The following is a 22,911-nucleotide window of genomic DNA, read 5'->3' on the forward strand; positions in this document are numbered from 1 at the left end:
TTGCTAGATAAACAGTTAGGACTGATCAATCCACGCGATAAACAGGTAAAAGACCACAGTTTAAATGGCACTGTGGTCTTTCTTTTATTTAACCTATTTATTAGTAGTATCAGACGGTTTCTTTTTCACAGGTCCTGTTGCCGTTTGCTGGGCAACCTTTTCTTTTGCTTCTAAATCGTCTCGATCTGAAGTCTTGTCCGTTACTGCCTTTTTGATTTCTTCTGTTTGGTTTGCCGCATCCTGTTTGACTTCCTGAGATTTTTGACCGGCATCTTCTTTCACTTCCTGAGCTTTCGTGGAAGCATCCTCTTTTAGATCGACTGCCTTTTTAGTGGCATTGTTTTTAAAATCATCTGCTTTTTCAATTACATTGTCTCTTAAGTCTTGGGATTTCTGGGTTACTGTTTTGGATAGCTGTGAAGTGGTATCCATTGCTTTTTTTCGTAGTTCCGAGCCAGTTGTATATGCTCTATCCTTCCAATCAGATCCTTTTTCCTGGGCTACATCTCTCCACTCGCCAGCACGATATTTCATTTGTGTAGCACCCTGGTTAATATCTCCTCTTAATTCTTTTCCGGATTTAGGCGCAAGCAATAATGCAGCAGATACGCCAACTATCGTTCCTACTAATGTACCGATAATAAAGTCTTTTGTATTGATGTTATTTTCAGACATACATTTCCCTCCTATAATTTTTATTTGTTTTTTCTCTTGTTCCAGTATTCAAATATGGATGCTCCCCATTTTACAGCCTGGGCAGCTTTCTCCTGATCTTCTTTGGAATTGCGCGAGATAATCCCGGATAGCTGTCTTAGAGTTTGGTTAAACTCATTAATTGTGTCACCAATTCCTCTTGCACCTTCAAAAAGCCCATCCAATTTAGTGGATTTATGATTAATATCGTCAGCTAATCGATTCGTTTTATTTAATAATTGTGTCGTCTCTGCAGTTACACCCTGCATTTGTTTTTCAAGACCCTGTAGTGTACCTGATACATCGTTTAGTGTTTGTCTCGTGGCTTTTAATGTGATCACCACATATACTACCAGCACTACAAATGCTATAGCTGCGATAAGTGCGGCAATATAAAACATGATTTCCATTTCAAATTCAGCTCCTCTTGTTTGTAGTAATAAGATCATGAACGATAGTTTTAGATAATTCCCTTTTCCGTATACCATATCTTCTTCACTATTACCCTAATAAATCCGGAATAAACATATGTATGGTGGAAGTTAATCATCTGTCAAAACATAGTTCTAGTATATCCCTTTCACTTAACAATTTCGACAAATAAGTAATAAATCCTTCTTTTAAAAAGCAAAAGAACCATCCAGTTAAACGGATGGTTCTTCAAAATGCTATTTTCGCACAGAAGTTTTAAGCGTTTCTTCATATGCTTTTTGAAATTTTTGAATATCCCCTGCACCCATGAAAATGAGGACACTATCTTTATACTCCTGCAATACTTCTGCATGATCCAGTTCAAGTAAGAAACTGTTTAGAATCAAGTCCTGTAAATCATTAATTTTCAGTTGACCTGCTTCTTCCCTCGCAGAACCAAAAATTTCACATAAGTACACAGCATCAGCCTCATTCAGACTGTCGGCAAACTCCTGCAGAAATGTTTTTGTCCTGGTAAACGTATGCGGCTGGAAAATAGCAACAACCTGTCTGCCCGGATATTTTTTCCTTGCAGATTCGATAGTGGCGGTAATCTCTCTCGGATGATGTGCATAATCATCAATGATTACCTGATCTCCTATTTTCTTTTCGCTAAAGCGGCGTTTAACTCCTTTAAATGAATAAAGTTTCTTGATATTCTCTGCATCAATACCTTCATAATGACATATCGCAATTACAGCTAAAGCATTTAGGATATTATGGTTTCCATACATCGGAATTGTGAATGTGTCGTAGTACGTATTCCTTACAAACACGTCAAATTCTGTTCCATGGTCGGTTTCTTTGACGTTCTGTGCCTGGAAATCATTACTTGCAGCAAATCCATAATAAATAACAGGAACTTTCGTATGAATCTTTTGCAGTTCTTCATCATCTCCACAAGCAACAATACATTTTTTAACCCGGTCTGCCATTGATTGAAACGCATCCACGACATCCTCAAGACTTGTAAAATAATCGGGATGATCAAAATCGATATTCGTCATGATTGCATAATCCGGCTCATAGCTAAGGAAATGACGACGATATTCACATGCTTCAAACACAAAGTATTTACTATCCACATGACCATTACCAGTCCCATCCCCTATTAAATATGAAATGGGGAATGACTCATCAAGTACGTGAGCGAGCAAACCTGTCGTCGATGTCTTTCCATGTGCACCTGTTACAGCGATACTTGTAAATTGCTTTAACCATTCACCAAGGAATTCATGATATCTGTAAAATGTACAGCCTTGTTTTTTTGCTTCCTGAACTTCTATATGATCATCTGAAAAAGCATTACCTGCAATAACGGTATATTCTTTTTTAATATTACTCTCGGAAAAAGGGAATATTGGGATATTCTTTTCTTCCAGTGCTTCCTGTGTAAAGAAATCTTTATCTACATCAGAGCCCTGAACTTTTTCACCAGAGTCGTGAAGAATTTGTGCCAGTGCACTCATTCCTGTTCCCTTAATACCAATAAAATGGTAAGTTGTCATAAACGAACCTCCAACATGTTCATACAAACGGTAATCTCAAAAATTGTATGAATGGATTTTCACACCGCTTCATTATAGCAAAGATTGACTCAGTTTAAAACACTTTTATTCCTCTGCTTAAATGTTAGCAAATGATGAATTGGATTGTTAAAATTGAACTCTTAATCTGATTCTGATTTCTTATAATAAATAGCTTATTCATTTGGATGAAAATAGTCCACTTTCTCTAGGCGGGGATTTGGTCTGTAACGCCGCCCCTCTTTCGCTTCAGGACTACCATTGAACAGGACGAGATCACCGGTAAATCCGATGTTAAGCCGTAACAGACTTCTACCCACTCCATACATGTCCACCGGCACACCTGCTTTTTCAAATTCGGTAATCCGATCTTCGGTAAAGCCGCCTGTAACCATGATTTTCACATGTCCGAAACCATCCTCATCAAGTGCTTTCCTTAGTGCAAACAGCAATTCAGGATTAACTCCACGAGGGTCAAAAGTTCCCATTAAATGATGATTTCTCAGAAAATATTTATCCACAAGCGTACGGGAAGTATCCAGACGTACCGATTTCAGTTTTTCACCAAATTCTCTAGCCACTTTCAATGAATCGGTGATGACGTCGTTATTATAATCAACCAGTGCTGCTAATTCATCTTCAGGATACATTTCATGGTACGCCTTTGCAGCTGCAACAGTATCTCCACGAAACATCTGAATCAACGCATGTGGCATTGTTCCCATTCCCTCTTTGCCCCACCATTCATTCATAGCATGGGTCGCCTGTGCTGTGGAACCACCAATAAATGCAGCATAACCATCTCCGGCCTGGGTCGTATAATGATCATCACGATCTCCCATAAATATAACCGGTTTCTGCTCTCCGGAGGTTCGTGCAGCTTTTACCACATTGTATACATTTGTTGCGACAGATGTTCTTCTTGCAAGGATTCCATCAATGATTCCTTCTAGATAGCCAAATTGCTGATAGGCGCCTGAAATCGTCATTACCGTTTCATAAGGGGTGATTTTATCCCCATCTTTCAATGATTTTATTTCGAGTGACTCCGGATTATCTGCAAATGTATGGAGCAATGCAATAACTTCATCTGTACCACATAGTACGGCATTTTCCTTTTGGAAAAACTGCATGGTAACATAATTATTCGGTAATTTCTGTTCAGCGATTTCTTTCGTTTTTAAAAAGTAAACAGCTGAAAACCAACCATCTTTGATTCGCTCATCAAATTTGAACGTTTTATTTGTAAGACGTTTAATTTCCCCTGTAAGTTTCTGACTAATTTCTTTCATAGAATGTTTTCTCCTTATCGAATATCCATGGTCTCTATATCATATAGAATTTTTCATATTCGGACAAATAATTACATTTCTTCAAGCTGAGACGGTGTGATAAGCACTTCTCTCGCCTTGCTTCCATTCTGACCGGAAATATATCCCCTGCTTTCCAGGGTATCAATGAGACGTGCAGCTCGATTGTAACCAATCTTAAAATGCCGTTGCAGTAACGAAGTGCTGGCGCTTCGTTGATTAAGAACAAATTGAATCACTTGCTCCATTAAATCATCCTCATCTTCATCCACACTGATTTGTTCCAGTAGTTGCTCTTGTTCAAAAAGATAATTCGGTTCTGCAATACTGCGTGCATAATTGGTTACCCGTTCAATTTCTTCATCAGATACGAATGGACCTTGCAGTCGAACACTTTTACCAGCACCATTTTCCACAAACAACATATCTCCTTTTCCAAGAAGCTTCTCTGCACCACTGGAGTCAATAATCGTACGTGAATCAATCTGTGATGATACACTGAATGCAATTCTTGTCGGGATATTTGCTTTAATGAGACCAGTAATAACATCAACAGATGGCCGTTGGGTTGCCAGGAGAAGATGGATTCCACAAGCCCTCGCTTTTTGGGCAATCCGGCTGATGGAATCCTCCACGTCCTGTGGTGACATCATCATCAAATCAGCCAGCTCATCGATGACAATAACGATGAACGGCATTTTCTGATTGCTCCTGCCCTGTTTGATCACTTTCTGATTATAGCGTTCAATATCGCGGACGCCTTCCTCAACGAATTTCTCATAGCGATCTTCCATTTCATTTACTGCCCATTTCAGACTTTGTGTTGCAGCTTTAACATCCGTTATAACTGGTGCAACCAAATGAGGTATTCCATTATATGGTGCAAGCTCAACCATTTTCGGGTCTATAAGCAGGAATTTAACATCTTCATGGCTTGCCTTGTAAATCAGGCTGATTAAAATTGTATTGATACAGACGCTTTTACCCGAACCAGTTGCACCTGCAATCAATCCATGCGGCATTTTTTGGATGTTTGTTATTTTTGGATAACCCTCTATTGTCAGTCCCAACGCTATACTTAAAGGAGATTCGCTATCTTTGAAATCTCCCGTTTCAAAAATACTCTGCAAGCCAACCATTTCCGCTTTTTGATTCGGTATCTCAATTCCAACTGTATTTTTCCCTGGAATTGGCGCTTCAATTCGTATGTCTTTTGCTGACATATTCAATTTCAGGTCATCGGAAAGATTTTTGATCTTGCTTACTTTCACTCCCATTTCCGGCTGTACCTCGAACCTGGTAACGGATGGGCCCTGGGTTGCTTTCACTACCTTCGCACGCACATTGAAATACTTTAATGTTTGCTCCAATAATCGTTGCTGTTCATCCACCCAAAGTTGATCATCATTATTTTTTTCAATTGGATCATTAAGTAAATGATAGGGGACGTGTATTTGTTGCACTTCCTGAACAGGTTCCGATTCTATTTGTTCAGTTGAAACAGATTGCCCCCATTTGGATTGCTGATAATCTTTTCTTATTTGGGCTGCCTGTTTGCTGAACTGTTCCTCTCTCTGCTGTTCTGCCCGAGCATGAAGCTCTACTTGATTTGGATCCTCATGCTGTACTTGCTTATGTGTTTCTTCCCTTTTATTCGAATCTGCATTCGATGGATAGGAGGAAAGATTTTGAATTCGCTTTTCTAATTTCCTTTGTTCCTGCTGCCTGTCAAAAAGTTTCTTTTTATCTCGAGGTGTCATGATGACATTAAATGGTTCTGAACTGGATTCGTTCGTCTTCTTTTCATAAGATCTTCTATTATCGGTCGTACTTATCGGATTAATTTTCCGTTTGCTGCTTTGCTCACGCGGTGCAGACTCCGAAACAGTCTTTCTTTCCGGCTGTTCTAGGGTTGCTGCGGTTTCTTTATTGTCAATCAGTTCAATCACATTCGTTGATTTCTCATTTCCTTTAGAACCAACAGCTTGTGCAGCTTCTGATTTCCTATCAAGAATGAATGTTCCATCATCATTCTTCTTTAGTTCTTTTTCATCAGCAACTGGCTCAATCACCTGTATTTTTTCTGATATGTTTTCCTCTTTAAGTTCTTTACGCTTAAAAGCTGGAATATTCTCTATTTCTTTTTTCTGATCTTTTTTCTGGTAGCCATAAACAGGTGATGGGACATCTGAAAGTTGGAAAGGCACACTCGGATCCTTTTTATATATTTTTCTGTTCTCTATCGACGCTTCTCTATAGGTTCGTTTCACCTGTTTTGGACGGTCTTCTTTGGTTTTTCTCTCTGATCTTTCGGTTGGTCTATTTCGCTTCTTCTCATATGCCGGAAAAGCTTCTGCTTGTTTTCTTTGCGGCTCATCCGGTATTACCGGAAACCTAAAGGAATTGCGGTCCGGATATTGATAAATCATTTTTGCTTTTAAGCTTTGTTTTCCATTATTTTGTTGTTTCTGAGGTCTTAACTCGACCACTTCTTTCACTTCAACTTCCACTTCTTCAGTAAATATGTTTTTTATTTTTTTCTTCCATTGATTCCACATCTTCATTCACTCATTTCTATTACCTAAAAATCATTCAATCTCTATTTTAGCAGTTTTTGGATGTATTTGGAATGTATCTGAAGAAAAGCGTTCCGCAATCGGGTTACTGTTTACGAATTCCGTCTTTTGAGCGCTCGAATAGATACGTATGGACTGCGCAATGCTGTTTGACTAACGCCGGTAGGTTATACTCACCTGCGATGGAACAAAAAGCAGCCTCGAAAATTCAGGAGGCTGCTTTCTAGTTATATTACAAATTCTTCGCCCACCGTATAGGAATCATCAAGTACATAGATTCCTTTTTCTTGTGGCGTATTCGGCAGACCGAGTTCTTTTTGGGAACATATCATGCCATTGGATGGAACGCCCCTCAGCTCCGATGGTTTGATTTTCAATCCACTTGGCATTGTAGCACCAACTTTGGCAACTACAACTTTCTGGTCTGCGTCGACATTTGGTGCTCCGCAAACGATTTGCAATGTTTCACCGCCTACATCGACTTGGCAAACACTTAGTTTATCTGCATTTTCATGCGGCCCTTTACTTGTAACATACCCTACTACAAATTTCGGGCTCAAATCAAATTCAAGGGGGTCGTTTAAATGATTGGCTTCAAACAATTGTTTGATTTCCTGCAAAAATGCTTCCGTAAGCTTCGTTTTTCCTTTTTGAAGGTTATTCAAATGCTTCGAAGCTTCAAAAACATTATAGCCAAGAACATCTCCATCTTTTGTAGTTATTTTTGTAATATCTCCAAATTTTTCATGCGTAATTTCGTATCTGTCCCCGTCTTTAATAGGAATCAGTAACACGTCACCAATACCATCCGGATTGTAAAATATATCCATTCTTATCCTCCTAGCTATTTTCAGGCCTGTTTTTTGCAAGTATAAAGATCGGTTCCAGCTTTTTATCTTCATAGATAAAAGGCAGCGAAGTTATCGGAATACGGCCTTCTGCGAAAAACTTCATTGTCATCTGTGCCAAAATATCATAACCCATTTTATTCTGAATGTCAGCAAAAATAAGTACATCCTGATGTGGCACGGAAACGGTAAGGTCTCCTTTGGCATTTGCCTTCATTTCTTCCAAAAACGCTTCATTCAATATCCGGCTGGCGTCATACCCGTCCTGTGTAGCTACAAAATAAAAGTCATTGTCTGCTACACTGTCATGTTTATAATCTACCGAAAGCGAGCGCACATTGAATGCCGCTATCTCATCAATTCGTTCTTTCGTCCATCCTTCTTTCTCGAGCAGTTCTTCATCAACGAGGCGATAGGATTTTCCTAAATCGAGGGCATAAAAAATTCTCGTCTCCGCTGTATGGTCTTTAAAGACAAGTTTGGCTCCTGCCTTTGTTTCTGTTGGGAAGGAAGGAGAGCGCATGACTGGGAAGATGTTCTTCTCCATTCCTGAAAGCTGATGATCTTCATTCATGATTCTGAGCGCTTCTTTTACATGCTCTTCCAGCTCATCAATTGCCTCTTCGCCACGCTGGTTGTATTTTACAACCATGTTCGGCAATGTAATATTAATCCCGAGCTTTGTGTCCTTCCATTCGATTCGAAACGTGTCCGTATCACGGTTAAAAGAAGTATTGTAATTCTCGTTTGCAAGTCGTTCTTCGAGCATTTTTTTCAATTTGAAACTGGTCATTTTTGTCATGTTGCTACCTCCTTAAAACCATTTGGAAATTATGTAGATAACCCTTCGATAAACTGTACTATTTCCTCTTTCGTTTTACGATCCTTACTGACAAATCGTCCTGTTTCTTTACCGTCTGTAAACGCTAAAAAACTAGGAATGCCGAAGATATCATGTTCCTGGCACAATTCAATAAATTCATCACGATTTACTTCAACAAATTGATACGCTGGGAATGCTTCCTCAATTTCCGGTAAGACCGGCTCGATGACACGACAATCCGAACACCACCCTGCAGAGAAAATGAATATAACCTGTTCATTATTTTTTAACTCGTTAAATTGCTCAACTGATTCTAAATGTTTCATATTAATCAACGTCCTTTCTAACACTATCATATCTTTGTTTTCATATTGATTCAATTATCTTGGATTTTTAGAAGGTAAATAATGTATTTGGTTGGTTGAAGCTCGTCTCGATAAGTCGTTATTGGTCGGGTGTGATGGCGAATCCCATCATTATTTCCGCAAACGAAATAAAAAGCGGTGCTATAGCTGCACCGCTTAGCTCGCTTACTTAATCCTTATCTACAATCGATTTCGCCAATTTCATTAGTTCCTCTGCATCTGCAGCCATTTTCCCTTTAGTAGTAAATGTTGTTATCTTCGCCCCACCAGCGCCAATCTGCATTTCATAGCCTTCTCCTTCATCAGGAAGGATGCGGATATATCCAAAATGATTCTCATCCGCAAATGATTCAAGCACCAATGCATCTTCCGTGGCTGCTGCGTTAAAATTTAACTCACTTTCCGCTGGTTCAATCAGATTATTGAAAGCAATATACGTTTGGCTACCATCAACCAAAATGATATTGCTGTCATCACTGCTTTCCACTTTCAAATGTGCAGGTATATAAATAGAATTTTTGTCAATTTTATAGTTTGTATCAATGTCAGTTTCATAATGGAAGATATGTTCAGCAGCTGCCGTTGCCTCAGAAGTTGCTTCTTCCTCTGATATTGTACAACCAGCCAGTACAAACGCAATAAACATTATTCCTGCAAGTATATATAAAGGATATTTCACCGTGACCCTCCTAACTAGTTCTTTTTTACCAATTTCCATCATACAACGAAATGGTAATTTTTTAAACAACGAACTAGTCAAATATGTATCATTCCTTTGCAATATTTATAAAATTGTTTACTATTAAAGATGGATACTATTATTTTATTTTGGAGGGATTTACATGGAATTAACGGTTTATTTAGCTGGACAAATCCACGATAACTGGCGGGATCAGATTTATCAAATTGCAAAAGAGAAAAACCTTCCGCTTCAATTTGTGGCACCCCAAACCAATCATGATAGATCTGATCAAGTTGGAGAGGATATTTTAGGGGAACAGCCAGGAGATGTTTATAAAGATGATGCAGCATCAAGTGTGAATAATTTCCGTACACAAGTATTAATGAATAAATCGGATGTTGTCATTGCATTGTTTGGCGAAAAATACAAGCAATGGAACACCGCAATGGATGCAAGTGCTGCGATAACGATGAATAAACCAACCATTATCGTAAGACCAGAATCACTTGTTCACCCTCTAAAGGAACTGACGAATAAAGCGAATGTTACCGTTGAAACCGTTGAACAGGCTTTGGATGTTCTAGCATATATTTTTGAATAAGAAGCTAAAAAATAAGCTTGGGATTAGTTTGTCCCAAGCTTATTTTTTGCAAGTAAAAAGTACAAACTTCTTTACTTGTAAAAGTGCAACTTAGGAATCAATACCAATACTCCCACTGTCCACGAAGCAATTTGACGACGTGGGAAAACATTTCCTGTCGCGATACAAGATCATTCGTAAAAATTCCAATTGCCCCTTCGTTTTTTCGGACCTCTTGTTTCTTCGCATAGCCATCCATCAGGTCACCGAGTTCTTTCCCATCTTTAAGCCCTTCTTCAATTTCTGCAGGCAATACAATTCTTGCTCCACTCCCAGTGAAAATATGGCCATCCGGAGTGACAAGTGCTCCCCAATTACATAAATATAATGGCTGACCGACGTACATGACCCCACCTTCAAGTCCGATGCCAATTGCATTTTCCTCAGATTTCATACAATCCATCGCTCTGTTAATTGCCCCCTGCTTTGTTTCTTCATCTGAAAAAGGTTGTGGACGAACACCGGATTCGACCTCCAATGATGTCACTTCAGCTTCCGGAAATATGTCTTTGACTGCCTCTATTTTGGTCGGATTTTTAGACCCAACGACAATATGCATAACGTTCACCTCATAAAACAGCTGCCCCAATAGGCAGCTGCTGTATATTACTTAATATTTTTTAATCTGTTCGACCGTATTTTTATCTGTTGCCTTAACAAGTTTTACGAGTAATTCTTTTGCTGCCGCATAGTCATCCACATGAATGATCGATGCAGATGTATGGATATAGCGTGAGCAAATACCGATCACTGCAGACGGGACGCCTTCATTGGACAGATGCACACTTCCTGCATCTGTCCCACCCTGTGAAACAAAATATTGATAAGGAATATCATTGGATTCTGCCGTATCCAGAACGAACTCACGAATCCCGCGATGGGTGATCATTGTCCGGTCAAAAATACGCAACAAGGCACCTTTCCCCAATTGACCAAATGCCTTTTTATCTCCAGAAGCATCATTTGCAGGGGATGCATCAAGTGCATAAAAAATATCCGGTTTTATCATATTGGCGGAAACTTTTGAACCACGCAACCCTACTTCTTCCTGCACAGTAGCACCTGAATACAGTTGATTCGGTAATGTTTCATTTTGCAATTCCTTCAATAATTCAATGGACAGCCCACAACCATAACGATTATCCCAAGCTTTCGCAAGAATCTTTTTGCTGTTTGCCATTGGTTCGAACGGTGTTACAGGAACAACGCTGTCACCAGGTTTCACTCCAATTTTTTCAGCATCTTCACGGTCATCAGCACCGATATCAATTAGCATATTTTTGATTTCCATCGGCTTGCTGCGTTGCGCATCTGTCAAAAGATGCGGTGGAATAGAACCGATCACACCAATAACTGGCCCATTCGCTGTCATCACCTGAACACGCTGTGCCAGCATAACCTGATTCCACCAGCCACCAAGCGTCTGGAAGCGCAGCATCCCATTGTCGGTGATTTGCGTTACCATAAATCCAACCTCATCCATGTGTCCTGCTACCATAACTCGCGGACCTTTTCCATGTTTTACCCCAAATACACTTCCAAGATTATCCTGTATGATTTCATCAGCATATTTTTCCAATTCATTTTTCATAAAAGAACGGACAAGATGTTCATTTCCCGGTGCACCTTGAAGTTCTGTAAGATTCTTAAATAGATTTAGTGTATCCTGTTTCATTTCGTTCCCTCCAATTTTGTAACTGAAAAGTTATTCTCGTTCAAAAAGAGCATGATGATGCGATTATATGTGATGTTACCATTCTTTAAAACATCTTCTTCAGTATAACTGAAAATATCTAAAACTTTCCACTTATCACGCATGTATGATTTTCAATTTAAAATATAATCCTGTATACTACTACTAAATACAAATAATCTTTTTTCAAGGGGTGGACCATTTGAGCAGAAGAAAATTACTCCTTGCCGCTGCAGTAGGCGTTGCCATAGGATATTTGGCAAGAGAGCAAGTCAATCACTATCAAAAAGTATCACCGGAGAAAGCATTGAATAACGCGAAAGAAATGTTTAGACGAAAAGGACCAATCTCTGGTTCATGGATTTATATGAAACCTGAAGAAATTGAGAAAAACGGTCTTCTCTACAGTGCATATCGTGGAGGAATTACCCGTAATATCGATGGAGAAAATAAACAATATGAATTTTATGTTGATATTGAAACAGGTGGAATTATTGAAACAAGGGAAACTGCATAAGCTTACATTGTTTCATTTATGGTCGCGTTACCAACAGAGCTTATGCAATCGTTTCGCAAAAATGTGGCTGTCAGCAATCGTTAGCTCAACAGTTAAAAAGACTGGCTATTAAGCCAGTCTTTTTAACTATATTCATATCTTTCTCTTTTAAGCTCATTCGTCTTCTCACCGGATTTATTGTATCTAACTGCCCGATAATAGGCATCATGATAAAACGTGTACCAGGCCTCTTTTTGGAATCCGAGGTCCAACCATTTTTCTTTCTCATGTACAGAACGGATTGGATAGTCGTCATATGCGAGCACCCATAGCTTATTCTCGTGTGCATATGTAGGCATAATATCGGCCATATGAATAAATGTTTCATCTCCATCTTCAAAAAGGATGATGGAATGGCCATCACTATGACCACTTGTATGTATCATCCGTAATCCATCTGCTATCTTTATTTCCTTTTTAAAAGGCTCAACCTGATTGACGATAGGCTTCCAGTTCATTTCCCAATATGAATTCACGGAGCGAATATTCGGATTCCGCATTTCATTCCATTCCACTTCAGATGTATAGATGATGGCATTTTTGAAAACGGATTCATATGTATCCTCTGAAATCTTCTTCGTTAACCCACAAGCATGGTCATAGTGAAGGTGTGTCATCAATACAACATCAATATCATGAACCGTCAAACCTAATTCCTTCAATGACTGTTCCAATTTTGACTGCTCAAGAACCCCAAAGTTCCTTATTTGCTTATCTGTTAATTTATCTTTGCCAATTCCAGAATCAATTAAAAAATTTTTCCCATCAATTTCTAGAAGAATTGGATCTGTTCGCAATTCTATCTGGTTCTTTTCATTAGGTGGATATTTATTCTGCCACAATGGCTTTGGGACGACACCAAACATTGCCCCGCCATCCAAATGAGTAACGCCACCATTTAACCATGTCAGGCTTGCTCTCCCAACTTTCAATTTTTCCATGCTCCCATCCCCTTTCATTCCCTCTCAAGTTTAGCAAATAATGAATGTTATGCAAACTTCAATATGAAGCCAGTACTAAATTTTCGTAAAATTACATATAATTACCTATACAAATATCCAGATTCATATTAATATTAATGTAATATTTATACAATTCCCCATGTTTCCTTCTTTGACATGGGAGGTAAATAACTTTTAGGAGGTGGAGTAATTGATTCAAATCGATTTAACAGTTGTTTATGATGGGAAGTTATACAGTACTAACGTCATAACAAGCAGAGACACATCTGAAGAAGAAGTGATGCAACTGGCAATTTCGCAAGTTGAACAACAATGGAAAGAATAACAAAAAGTAGGCATCAGAAATGATACCTGCTTTTTTTCTACCCTTCACTTATTCAGCATTGCTTTCATTTCGATCCGCCTTTCTTTTTGGATTTTGTGCGCTTCTTTTTTTCTGCCTCAGATAATGGAGCATAATTTTTCATTTCTGGAATTGTGCCGTTGGAAACTTCCCTCATAAATAAAAACTTGCCACGCTTGCATATGGAGCATATCGACTTCTGTACTTCTGAAAAGTTTTTTTATCAATCCGACGTTGAATTTGATTAGGAATGTTAACTTATTTATTCGAATCCTGTCATTTCCCGTGTACAGAAACAACAGACAATAAATAAAAGCAAACAAGATTGACTATTAGAAAATAAGGGACTGTCCAAAAGTATATACTCTACTCTTTTAGACAGTCCCTTTTTATAACATACCATGGCTTGTAAGAGAACGAACTTTCTCGAAACTATCCTTACTAATGATTAGTATTTATAAGACTGGCCACCATCAATCGCAATAACTTGTGCATTAATAAATGTTGCATCATCAGACAGTAAAAACGCTACTAATTTAGCAACTTCTTCTGGTTTGCCGAAGCGTTTCATTGGGTTCACGCTAACAAATTCACGGCCGGCTTCCTCCCAATTTTCTCCTGCCATCTGGCGTAAAGATCCTTCCACCATGGCTGTCATTATGGCGCCTGGAGCAATTGAATTAATGTTAATCCCGAATTGACCATATTCAATACCTGAATTTCTTGTTAAACCGACAACACCATGCTTACTTGCAGAATAACCTGATTGATTTCCAACACCACGGATACCACCAACAGAAGCTGCATTACAGATAGAGCCACTTCCTTGTTCCTTCATGACTTGTAATACATATTTCATTCCATAAAATACACCATTTAGGTTAATATCAATGACCCGTTGGAATTCTTCTGTTTCATAATCACCTGTTAAGTTTTGCTTTCCTTCGATACCGGCATTATTAAAGAATCCGTCAATACGTCCAAATTTTTCAACTGTCTTGTCAACATAGTTTTTCACTTCTGCTTCATTTGCCACGTTTGCAGGAACAATAAACACTTCTGCTTCTGGTTTTTCAGCAAGAATTTGTTGTTTTGTTTCTTCAAGCCCTTCTTCGTTTAAGTCAACAAGCGTTAGTTTTGCACCTTCTTTTGCAATTTGTAATGCTGCTGCTTGACCTAAACCAGCACCGCCACCTGTAATAATTACTACTTTGTCATTAAATCTTTCCATTAAAATCCACCCCTTTTTCGTTTTAAAAAAAATGAATTATCGTGATTATACCTATGTAGTTATTCCCTTAAAATAAACGCAGGAAACATATTGTGAAGTATTTCACAAACTACACTTTTATTTTAGAGCAATGAATTGGTCTTTGTCAACTAGAAAAAAGGTATCGGGAAGGCACAAAAGATGAATTAATAAAAAAATGAGTAAATTCATTATTAAAATTCTGCTGGTCTTGTGTTTTTAAAAAGAGCATTTATGAAATTGATTTAGAAAAATAAATAAATAAACCATGGTCGAATAAAGAGGGTTGGAGATTTTATTGATTCGAAAGTCGAGTTAAATGTAAATCTTCTGTACAAAATGATAGAAAAGACTGAAACATTTTGCTATGATAATTGTTATACAAATTTTACATAAGGAGGAAAATTAAAAGTAGTTGTGACATATTATTATTTTTGTGAATTTTTTCACAACTTATCATTCGATCTAAGCTACAATTGCTTGAAATTTATAGAATGAATTGCCTTCCTAAAGATTAGAAAACTTGGCAACTGCCTAAGCCTTTGACCAGATGCCTTACTTGCCAAAATAAACGGATATGTACAACTTAAAATTGCGGGGTGTTTTTTATGAAAACCAACGAATTAAAATGGGCGTTACTCATTCTTGTCATTATATTGCTAGCATACATCCTTCCATATACACTCTTTACCAATATAGCAAAATGGTATGGAAGCTTCCTCGTATGGTCTGTACTTGCAATCATAACGATTATCATAAACTATCTGCTTACAAAGAATTGGGGTAAATAATTATGGCTACTACATTGGTTTGGTGGGCAATTGCAGTCTATGTCATCATTGCCCTATTTATTGCATACCTTTCAAGAAAAGGAAAACAGAATAATATGGAAAGCTATTTTCTTGGAGACAGGAAATTAGGAGGATTTGTATCTGCGCTTAGTTACAGTGCAACTACATACAGTGCCTTTATGCTTGTGGGCCTTGCTGGATTAACCTATAACGGTGGTGTCGGTGCTCTCGGATTTGAACTTATTTACTTAATGGGTGTTTCCCTTGTTGCCTTTTTCGGTCCTCGTTTTTGGGTCGCAGGTAAAAAATATGGATATGTGACACCTTCGCAAATGCTTGGTGACAGATATGATGATAAAAAGGTTGCTGTAGCAGTAGCTATTACAAACTGTCTATTCCTCATTCCTTACAGTGCGGTACAGCTCTCAGGTGTAGGATATTTGCTTCAAGGGGTATCCAATAATGCGATTCCATATTCTACCGGTGTTATTTTAGCGACCGTACTTGCACTATTATTTTCCTATATTGCTGGAATACGATCTGTTGCATGGACAGATTCTCTACAGTCAATATTTATGATTATCAGTTCCACTATCGTAGTCATTGTACTCATAAATGGTCTTGGTGGACTCGGCGGATTCTTTGAAAAAATAGAAACGAGCCAGCCTGAATTATTAACAGTACCTGGAAACGGTTATTTTAACATCCTGACTTTTCTAGGATTGACAATCCCTTGGTTCTTTTTCAGTATATCTAATCCACAAGTAAGCCAACGTCTATATATGCCGGCTTCATTAAAAAGCTTGAAAACAATGCTCATGGGTTTTCTTGTCTTTGGATTCATTTATACACTTGTTGCGGTTATATGGGGATTTTCTGCTTCGATCATGTTTCCCGACTTGGAAAATGCAGATATGGCAACACCATTGGTATTGTCCTCGGATCTCGTACCACCATTGCTTGGCGTAATTGTGATGGTAGGAATTATGGCTGCAGCTATATCTACTATTGATTCGATTTTGCTAACATTGTCTTCACTTTTTGCTAAGGATGTATATGGCAATGTCAAAAAGAATGCGACCGATCAGATGCAGCTTCGCATTGGTAAAATTGTTATTCCGATTATTGCAATATTGGCTTATCTTTTTGCCGAAATGCAATTAAATTTGATTGCAGTACTATCGGTAGCTTCTTCAGCCGGCCTTATTGTTGTCGTACCAGCGATCATAGGGACGTTCTACTGGAAACGGGGAACTGCGGCTGGTGTCCTATCGAGTGTCATCATTTCAGGAATCGTCGTTATACTATTGGAATTTCTCCAGATGAAACCGCTGGGTCTTGCATCCGGTCTGTGGGGGATTATCCTTTCAACAATTCTCTTTATCGGTGTTAGTTTCGTTACACGCGCACCGGAAGCTAAAGCAAATGAATTTTTATCCTCTATAAAAGAAGGATTAAAAAACGCAAAATAAGGTTGAATTTGCTTATATATTTTATGGTAGTCCCTTTTTACAAAGGGGCTTTTTTTTTGACAAATAGGTAAGTATATACCTTTCTTATTTGCATAAGTGCAACTTGATTGTCACCGAAACGCTTTTTATCAACCACGTTTTTAACAGATACAAAAGTATAAAATTATAACAGAGGCTGATTCACTTTCAGAAACAGCCACGTCAAGTCTTTTGATCTTGTAAAATAATGAATGGTTACCGTAAAACATGGATAAGCTAATGAAATAATATACGTTATGGAAGGAAGATATAATTTTATGAAACATACAGGTCCTTTAGCAATTAAATTTCTCATGACAACGGCAATACTATGGATTGTACTTGGGTTGTTTTTTGATATGTCCTTTGGAAATATCATAACAACAAGTCTTATTGTTACTTTGTTGGGTTATCTTGGCGATTTGTTTATCATGCCAAGAGTTGGAAATGTTTTCGCCTCCATTGCCGACTTCGTATTTTTTTGGGCAGCTGTGTGGATCGTAGCCAACACGATTATCCAAACGCCTATTATTGCGTTAGGTACAGCCGCATTTATCTCTGCTGTCCTCCTGACGATTGGAGAGGCTATTTTCCACAAATATTTGAAAGAGGAGGAAATCAAATATAAAAAGCATCTGGAAAGTAAAATCGCATATTTCCCACGGAAGTACCAAACGGAATTCAGCTCTGAAATGAATGAAAATGATGGCATGCCACCTAAAGATACGAAATAGGCAGTCACACCTCCGATTCCGGTGTCTGCCTTTTTATTCTTTTTATTGTTATGAACACTCCCTTTTTCAAAGTATTTTTAAAAGTTTCAACGTTGTGTCTGGCTGCATATGAAGAAAATCGATACGCGCGATCACCACCATCCTTAAACTTTTTGTGGAAAAACCAATTTTCATGAGTATTTTTCATAATTCAGTACAGAATAGATTGTGTAAAAGCCAATCCTTCACTTGAAGAACGGTTTTGCAAAATTAAACTACATGGAGGTACAATCATGGACAACAACAACAACAACAACCGCAACAGAAATCGCAATAACAACAATAACAACAATAATAACAACAATAATAATGTTGATAATGTTGAATTTGCGAACGAATTTATCGACAATAACTTCGATAATGACAACAACAATAACAACCGCAACAGAAATCGTAACAACAACAACAACAACAATAATAATAACAACAACCGCAATAACTAATAACTAAAAAAGTCTGTATTACAGTGAAATCCTGTGATACAGGCTTTTTTATAAGAGATGTTTTCAGAGAGAATCCTAAGAAGAAATATTATTTAATTGGAGGATTTGATGTGAAAGGTGAAGTGAACAACAGGAAATGGTTCTCAATAACGAAAGAAATTGCTCCGTCAAAAGACAGGGCAACCTCTTTCATTCAATATCCGGAATAATTCGACTTACTTCTCTCAAGCGCTACCTTCTGTATTTAATTGAAGAATGTTAAAAGCTGCTGCTGGGCAAGCTTTGCCGCTTCAGCATCTGTCCGTAATCTAACTTGCATATCCCGATCAGCGCAATTTTGCGCAAGACTCTCGAGTCTATTTGCAATTTGATCATGTTGGCCTATTATATGACGTAAATTTTCAGTTTCTGCATAGGATAAAAAGAAATTCAAGGCTCATGTTCCTTTCTTCAGTTGTTATTTATATTTTCCTCCGTTAACACAATATTTATACTACAATCCTGCTGAACGCTGTAGTCGTTTAGCAATCTCCATAAAATCTTCATGGGTTACACCCGGGGCAAATTCTTCTGGTATCTCTTCATAATCTGGAACTGGTGCACCTTTTGGAGAACCGATAATCACTTCCAACTGTTCACCTGTTTCCGGGTGTGCCCCTTTCCATATTTTATTAATATCTCTATAGTCCTTTTGACTGAATGTATACAGTCTCGTATGAACTCCTTCCGCTTCATATTTACGGGCAGTATCAAAGACACGGTTATCCAAGTTTGGTACCGGGAGCATTTTTGTCATATCAACACCTGTTGCTACTTCCAGTGCTTTGGCGTAGGCGATAATATGTGTGCCACCTCTGACAAGTAAGTATCCAATCATCTCTCGAGCAGTCGGATGATCTGTCATTTCATATACACGCATTTTATGGGTTCTAGCACCTATTTCCAGAAAATAATTATGAAGTAAATCGGTTACCAAATTTCCACTGTTAAAGACATTATCTCCCGTCCACGGCCTACCATGAGAATCCCCTGGTCTGGAACTTTGTGCCGTATCAATAAAATGATACGTGCTCCTCTTATCTTTAGCATTTCGCATAGGAGTAACATTTGGGTCTGCCGTGAAAGTACTCCCTTCCATCATTATATTAATCGTATGTGCAACAAGTTCCACATGCCCAAATTCTTCCGCTGTAATACTTGCTACTAAGTCATAAAAAGGTTTAAGCTTCCTCTTATTTTTAAAATTAAAGGATTGGTACATGTAATTATTTAGCGTAGACATCTCACCATATCTTCCACCCAATAACTCCTGAACAGCAGATGCAGCATTGGGATCAGCTTCTTTTGGACGAGGTAATTCGATGGCAATTCTATCCATCCGTTCAATCAAATGACTTCCCTCCAATCTTGGTATACTTAAGCCGCTTAATGGCGAAGCACCCAGATTATCTGCTGAATACGAACATAAAAACGATAACCACTATGAACAACAACTACATGGTCAGGGGTAACATGTGCCAGCTCTCCACGAACAGTATCCTTGATTGTTTGAATGACTACGTAAGCACCTGTACAGCCACGCAGCATTTCATATAAATACGGATCTACATGGGTAATCATTTGCGGCATACTTCCGGGAAGATTTCTTTCCTGCTCCTGCTGTTCACTCATTAACGTACCTCCTTTATTTAGAAACTTGACTAATCTTAAAAACGAATGCCTTCGTTGCATTTGTAGATGTGAAAATTTCTACACTTTCCCACCTACCAAAAAGACATATCCATCTACAGTATACTGGCAGATGAGTTTGTCCTATTCCACGAATTTATAAACTATCGTGATTTGAAACAGAACATACTTTTTTACAAAATGTACGAAATAATTTGATATAATTTAGCAAAATTTTAAATTATAAACACGCTACACTTCTATTACCGAGAAAGTTGTTTTACCTTTAGGTAGTTTGCTTATACAGCCAATTTTCAGTGTGCATAAGATAAACTATACGCCACTAGAAAGGAGGCAATTGAAAAATGGTTATCTACAAAAGCAGCAGAAAATGTCATTGCAAATCCCCCAGTCATTGTGATCATAGACATCATCACAAGGATAAAAAAGAACACAAAAAACCCCCTCCCAAGAAATCCTGTCAGGAAAGTCTAAACGAGTTCATTGCATCTGTAGCGGAGGTTGAAAATTCATTGGCACAAGCGATCAATGCAGAGGTTCATTTAATGAAAAAACTTGATTTTTCGCCTAAAGAAGCAATTAAATTTACTGAAAAACTAGAGAATATAATAAAATTGGCAATTAAAAAGGAAATCATTATGGAGTTTCTATTAGAGGAAACGATAAAAGCCTGTAAAGATCACAAGAAAAAATGTAAAAAGTGCCCTCCTCATAAATGTACTTGCCATTGCGAGTAGAGTTTACTATCTTCAATCAAACTAAACTCATTCATTATCTTGACCTTATGTTATTGTAATAAGGATAAGAGCTGAGCCAGATGGTAAATAGGTAACATCGTGTAGAACCGCAGGAAAGGACGACTAAAATTGCCTCAAGAAAACTTTTTGCATGCAGTGGCAAACATGGAGATGGCTCTAGCAAATGCCCTCTCGGCAGATTCCAGTTCAAGTTCAGTAACACCAGATCAGCTTAGCAGACTTCTCAAACTCATTATTAAAAAGGAAATTATCTTGGAATTTTTATTGGAAGAATTCCCATTTTCAATTACGAATGATTAACTATTTCAGAAAGATATATTAACTCTAAAAGCAATCAAATAACATGCAAGATAAAGTATTTTTAACTGACAAGTCTTCCAAAGCTTTATACTTTTTATCCGTAAAGAAATGGACAAAAACTCTACTTAAGAGATTTTTGTCCATTTTAACTAGCCCACAATAATAGATGCAGAAACTGCATCGGGTTACCTCAATAAGTTCGGCTGGATTATGCTTATGCCCATTCAAACATGGAATGACAATAGTAGTAAGTGTCATATTTCAACATTATGGGTATAGACTTACTAGTTACAAAACGTGAAGTCATCGTCAGGACGGAGGTTTTACATGTTACCGGAACTAATTGATTCAAATTTTTTAATACTTATTTTTTCACTCATTCTTATTATAAGCATCCTTGGTACGAAGTTTACATCGAAAGTAAATACCCCTTCCCTATTATTCTTCATTGCATTGGGTATGGCTATAGGCAGTGATGGTTTTAATATATTTGAGTTTTATGATGCAGAATTGGCACAATTGATCGGTATGATGGCATTGGTTATCATTTTATTTGATGGGGGAATAAAGACTAATTGGAATCGCATAAAACCTGTAGCAATTCCTTCCATATCACTGGCAACACTTGGAGTTCTCATCACTTCCTTGATTTTAGGTGTGATAGCCAAGTTCTTTTTCAATCTGAGCTGGCCAGAATCGTTGTTATTGGGTGCACTGGTTGGTTCAACGGATGCGGCAGCGGTTTTTGCTATGCTTCAAGGGAAAAATATCAATGATCGACTAGAGGCAACGCTTGAAGCCGAATCGGGTGCGAATGATCCGATGGCAGTTTTTCTTACGGTTACACTAATATCGTTCGTAGAGATGCAAAACAGCGGGCTTTTAGGATTAATCGGTAGCTTTATATGGAATATGGGTGGAGGACTCTTACTTGGATTGCTAATCGGTTGGTTTGGAAGCAAGGCATTGCACCGAATAACATTGATTTCCAGTGGGCTTTATCCACTGCACGCACTGGCATTTGCTTTTCTTGCCTATAGCGTCGCTTCATTGGTCAATGCAAGTGGACTTTTAGCTGTGTATACTGCGGCGATTTACATAGGGAATACCGGACTGAAACAAAGAAACGCCATTCTCCAATTTAATGAAGGTTTCAGCTGGATTGCTCAAATTGTGCTGTTTATTACGCTTGGACTTTTCGTTATACCAAGTGATCTGTTTCAGTGGGAGATTATATGGAGAGCCTTGCTTTTATCATTCATTCTAATGTTTGTTGCCCGACCGATTGCCTCATTCATCTCCGTGATCGGCATGAACTATACGATTCGAGAAAAATTACTGATTTCTTGGGCTGGCCTCCGAGGTGCTGTACCTATTGTATTGGCACTCTTTCCTATGATATCCGGACTTGAACACAGTCAGTTATTTTTCAATGTCGTCTTCTTTGTCGTTTTGACTTCTACCCTATTGCAGGGTACGACAATGTCATGGTTTGCAAATAGGCTCGGACTTGTCAAACCAGGGACGAACACCGAAATCAATCATATGGAATTATTGTCAGTTGGAAAAAACACACTTGAAATCGTTGAGATTATTATTGATGAAAATTCTAAAGTTGACGGAGAGAAGATTAAAGATCTTGGATTACCGGCTAATGCCAACATTACGTTTATCCTTCGTGACGGGGAAACACTCTCCCCAAATGGCAGCATTAAAATAATGGAGGGTGACCTCCTCTATGTTCTCGCTCCAAAAGAAGATGTTGACAAGCTTGAAAAAATATTAAACGAATCATAAAGCCCTGCGAATTTTCACAGGGCTTTATTTGCAGATAGAAACGTATAAAACTTTCCTAACGCTGCAAGTGCAACAAAGGTATTTGCGCAAACTCATAATCAAATACCCTCTTTTTCTAATCGGCAAAATCCGG

The 22,911-nt window shown here is 38.1% G+C and carries 26 protein-coding genes; 10 read left to right on the top strand and 16 right to left on the bottom strand.

The annotated features are described in order from the left end of the window. Positions 1-93: 93 nt before the first annotated feature. The 9 genes from MN204_RS15680 to MN204_RS15720 form a co-directional block, all read right to left on the bottom strand. Positions 94-675, bottom strand: coding sequence for a YtxH domain-containing protein (locus MN204_RS15680; RefSeq protein WP_249872032.1), 582 nt, complete (start codon positions 673-675; stop codon positions 94-96). A 20-nt stretch (positions 676-695) separates the two neighbouring features. Next, on the bottom strand, positions 696-1,103 hold the full coding sequence (locus MN204_RS15685) for a DUF948 domain-containing protein (protein WP_249872033.1): 408 nt from the start codon (positions 1,101-1,103) through the stop codon (positions 696-698). A gap of 258 nt (positions 1,104-1,361) precedes the next feature. Further along, on the bottom strand, positions 1,362-2,672 hold the full coding sequence (gene murC, locus MN204_RS15690; protein WP_249872034.1) for a UDP-N-acetylmuramate--L-alanine ligase: 1,311 nt from the start codon (positions 2,670-2,672) through the stop codon (positions 1,362-1,364). Between the two features lie 194 nt (positions 2,673-2,866). Continuing rightward, a complete protein-coding gene (locus tag MN204_RS15695; RefSeq protein WP_249872035.1) occupies positions 2,867-3,982 on the bottom strand; it encodes a nicotinate phosphoribosyltransferase in 1,116 nt (371 codons plus the stop codon). A 71-nt stretch (positions 3,983-4,053) separates the two neighbouring features. Then, positions 4,054-6,558, bottom strand: coding sequence for a DNA translocase FtsK (locus MN204_RS15700; protein ID WP_249872036.1), 2,505 nt, complete (start codon positions 6,556-6,558; stop codon positions 4,054-4,056). A 245-nt stretch (positions 6,559-6,803) separates the two neighbouring features. Beyond that, a complete protein-coding gene (ytpR, locus tag MN204_RS15705) occupies positions 6,804-7,406 on the bottom strand; it encodes a YtpR family tRNA-binding protein (protein ID WP_249872037.1) in 603 nt (200 codons plus the stop codon). A 10-nt stretch (positions 7,407-7,416) separates the two neighbouring features. Further along, complete coding sequence (locus tag MN204_RS15710; RefSeq protein WP_249872038.1) at positions 7,417-8,226, bottom strand: DUF1444 domain-containing protein; 810 nt, start codon at positions 8,224-8,226, stop codon at positions 7,417-7,419. Between the two features lie 29 nt (positions 8,227-8,255). Beyond that, positions 8,256-8,627 carry a thioredoxin family protein gene (locus MN204_RS15715; RefSeq protein ID WP_438804712.1) on the bottom strand — a complete coding sequence of 124 codons (372 nt, stop codon included), beginning with the start codon at positions 8,625-8,627 and terminating at the stop codon, positions 8,256-8,258. Between the two features lie 154 nt (positions 8,628-8,781). Next, on the bottom strand, positions 8,782-9,291 hold the full coding sequence (locus tag MN204_RS15720; RefSeq protein ID WP_249872040.1) for a hypothetical protein: 510 nt from the start codon (positions 9,289-9,291) through the stop codon (positions 8,782-8,784). Positions 9,292-9,454: 163 nt separating this feature from the next. On the opposite strand from MN204_RS15720, the gene MN204_RS15725 reads away from it, so the two are divergent. Then, the gene (locus MN204_RS15725; RefSeq protein ID WP_249872041.1) at positions 9,455-9,895 is read left to right on the top strand and encodes a YtoQ family protein; all 441 of its coding nucleotides are present in this window, start codon (positions 9,455-9,457) and stop codon (positions 9,893-9,895) included. A 97-nt stretch (positions 9,896-9,992) separates the two neighbouring features. Here the strand turns inward: MN204_RS15725 and MN204_RS15730 are convergent, their stop codons facing one another. Both MN204_RS15730 and MN204_RS15735 read right to left on the bottom strand, forming a co-directional pair. After that, on the bottom strand, positions 9,993-10,493 hold the full coding sequence (locus MN204_RS15730; protein ID WP_249872042.1) for a DUF84 family protein: 501 nt from the start codon (positions 10,491-10,493) through the stop codon (positions 9,993-9,995). Positions 10,494-10,544: 51 nt separating this feature from the next. Next, positions 10,545-11,609, bottom strand: a complete 1,065-nt coding sequence (locus tag MN204_RS15735; protein WP_249872043.1) for a M42 family metallopeptidase — start codon at positions 11,607-11,609, stop codon at positions 10,545-10,547. A 220-nt stretch (positions 11,610-11,829) separates the two neighbouring features. Between MN204_RS15735 and MN204_RS15740 the strand changes: the two genes are divergently transcribed. Further along, the gene (locus MN204_RS15740; RefSeq protein ID WP_249872044.1) at positions 11,830-12,144 is read left to right on the top strand and encodes a PepSY domain-containing protein; all 315 of its coding nucleotides are present in this window, start codon (positions 11,830-11,832) and stop codon (positions 12,142-12,144) included. Positions 12,145-12,266: 122 nt separating this feature from the next. Here MN204_RS15740 and MN204_RS15745 read toward each other — a convergent pair whose 3' ends face one another. After that, positions 12,267-13,124 carry a YtnP family quorum-quenching lactonase gene (locus tag MN204_RS15745; protein WP_249872045.1) on the bottom strand — a complete coding sequence of 286 codons (858 nt, stop codon included), beginning with the start codon at positions 13,122-13,124 and terminating at the stop codon, positions 12,267-12,269. A gap of 211 nt (positions 13,125-13,335) precedes the next feature. Here MN204_RS15745 and MN204_RS15750 point away from each other — a divergent pair, with 211 nt between their 5' ends. Then, a complete protein-coding gene (locus tag MN204_RS15750; protein ID WP_249872046.1) occupies positions 13,336-13,470 on the top strand; it encodes a BA3454 family stress response protein in 135 nt (44 codons plus the stop codon). Positions 13,471-13,936: 466 nt separating this feature from the next. Here the strand turns inward: MN204_RS15750 and MN204_RS15755 are convergent, their stop codons facing one another. Next, positions 13,937-14,719, bottom strand: a complete 783-nt coding sequence (locus tag MN204_RS15755) for a glucose 1-dehydrogenase (protein WP_249872047.1) — start codon at positions 14,717-14,719, stop codon at positions 13,937-13,939. Positions 14,720-15,345: 626 nt separating this feature from the next. Between MN204_RS15755 and MN204_RS15760 the strand changes: the two genes are divergently transcribed. The 4 genes from MN204_RS15760 (at position 15,346) to MN204_RS15775 (ending at position 18,234) form a co-directional block, all read left to right on the top strand. Then, positions 15,346-15,528, top strand: a complete 183-nt coding sequence (locus tag MN204_RS15760) for a hypothetical protein (protein ID WP_249872048.1) — start codon at positions 15,346-15,348, stop codon at positions 15,526-15,528. Positions 15,529-15,530: 2 nt separating this feature from the next. Next, complete coding sequence (locus MN204_RS15765; RefSeq protein ID WP_249872049.1) at positions 15,531-17,000, top strand: sodium:solute symporter family protein; 1,470 nt, start codon at positions 15,531-15,533, stop codon at positions 16,998-17,000. Between the two features lie 296 nt (positions 17,001-17,296). Next, positions 17,297-17,752, top strand: coding sequence for a YndM family protein (locus MN204_RS15770; protein WP_249872050.1), 456 nt, complete (start codon positions 17,297-17,299; stop codon positions 17,750-17,752). Between the two features lie 272 nt (positions 17,753-18,024). Next, positions 18,025-18,234: a hypothetical protein gene (locus tag MN204_RS15775; protein WP_249872051.1), complete on the top strand. Its 210-nt coding sequence runs from the start codon at positions 18,025-18,027 to the stop codon at positions 18,232-18,234. Positions 18,235-18,478: 244 nt separating this feature from the next. Here MN204_RS15775 and MN204_RS15780 read toward each other — a convergent pair whose 3' ends face one another. Genes MN204_RS15780 through MN204_RS15790 form a run of 3 tightly spaced genes read right to left on the bottom strand, consistent with a single transcriptional unit; the run spans position 18,479 to position 19,905 of the window. Further along, entirely contained in the window at positions 18,479-18,667 is a 189-nt protein-coding gene (locus MN204_RS15780) for a hypothetical protein (protein ID WP_249872052.1), read from the bottom strand. Between the two features lie 60 nt (positions 18,668-18,727). Continuing rightward, positions 18,728-19,612 carry a manganese catalase family protein gene (locus tag MN204_RS15785; RefSeq protein WP_438804714.1) on the bottom strand — a complete coding sequence of 295 codons (885 nt, stop codon included), beginning with the start codon at positions 19,610-19,612 and terminating at the stop codon, positions 18,728-18,730. A 47-nt stretch (positions 19,613-19,659) separates the two neighbouring features. After that, positions 19,660-19,905: a DUF2642 domain-containing protein gene (locus MN204_RS15790; protein ID WP_249872054.1), complete on the bottom strand. Its 246-nt coding sequence runs from the start codon at positions 19,903-19,905 to the stop codon at positions 19,660-19,662. 362 nt (positions 19,906-20,267) lie between these two features. Here MN204_RS15790 and MN204_RS15795 point away from each other — a divergent pair, with 362 nt between their 5' ends. The 3 genes from MN204_RS15795 (at position 20,268) to MN204_RS15805 (ending at position 22,778) form a co-directional block, all read left to right on the top strand. Further along, positions 20,268-20,660: an alpha-helical endospore appendage domain-containing protein gene (locus tag MN204_RS15795; protein ID WP_249872055.1), complete on the top strand. Its 393-nt coding sequence runs from the start codon at positions 20,268-20,270 to the stop codon at positions 20,658-20,660. A gap of 129 nt (positions 20,661-20,789) precedes the next feature. Then, a complete protein-coding gene (locus MN204_RS15800) occupies positions 20,790-20,981 on the top strand; it encodes a hypothetical protein (protein WP_249872056.1) in 192 nt (63 codons plus the stop codon). A gap of 327 nt (positions 20,982-21,308) precedes the next feature. After that, positions 21,309-22,778: a potassium/proton antiporter gene (locus MN204_RS15805; protein WP_249872057.1), complete on the top strand. Its 1,470-nt coding sequence runs from the start codon at positions 21,309-21,311 to the stop codon at positions 22,776-22,778. Positions 22,779-22,911: the final 133 nt, after the last annotated feature.

This window comes from Oceanobacillus saliphilus (assembly GCF_023522835.1).
Classification (GTDB): domain Bacteria; phylum Bacillota; class Bacilli; order Bacillales; family Amphibacillaceae; genus Oceanobacillus; species Oceanobacillus saliphilus.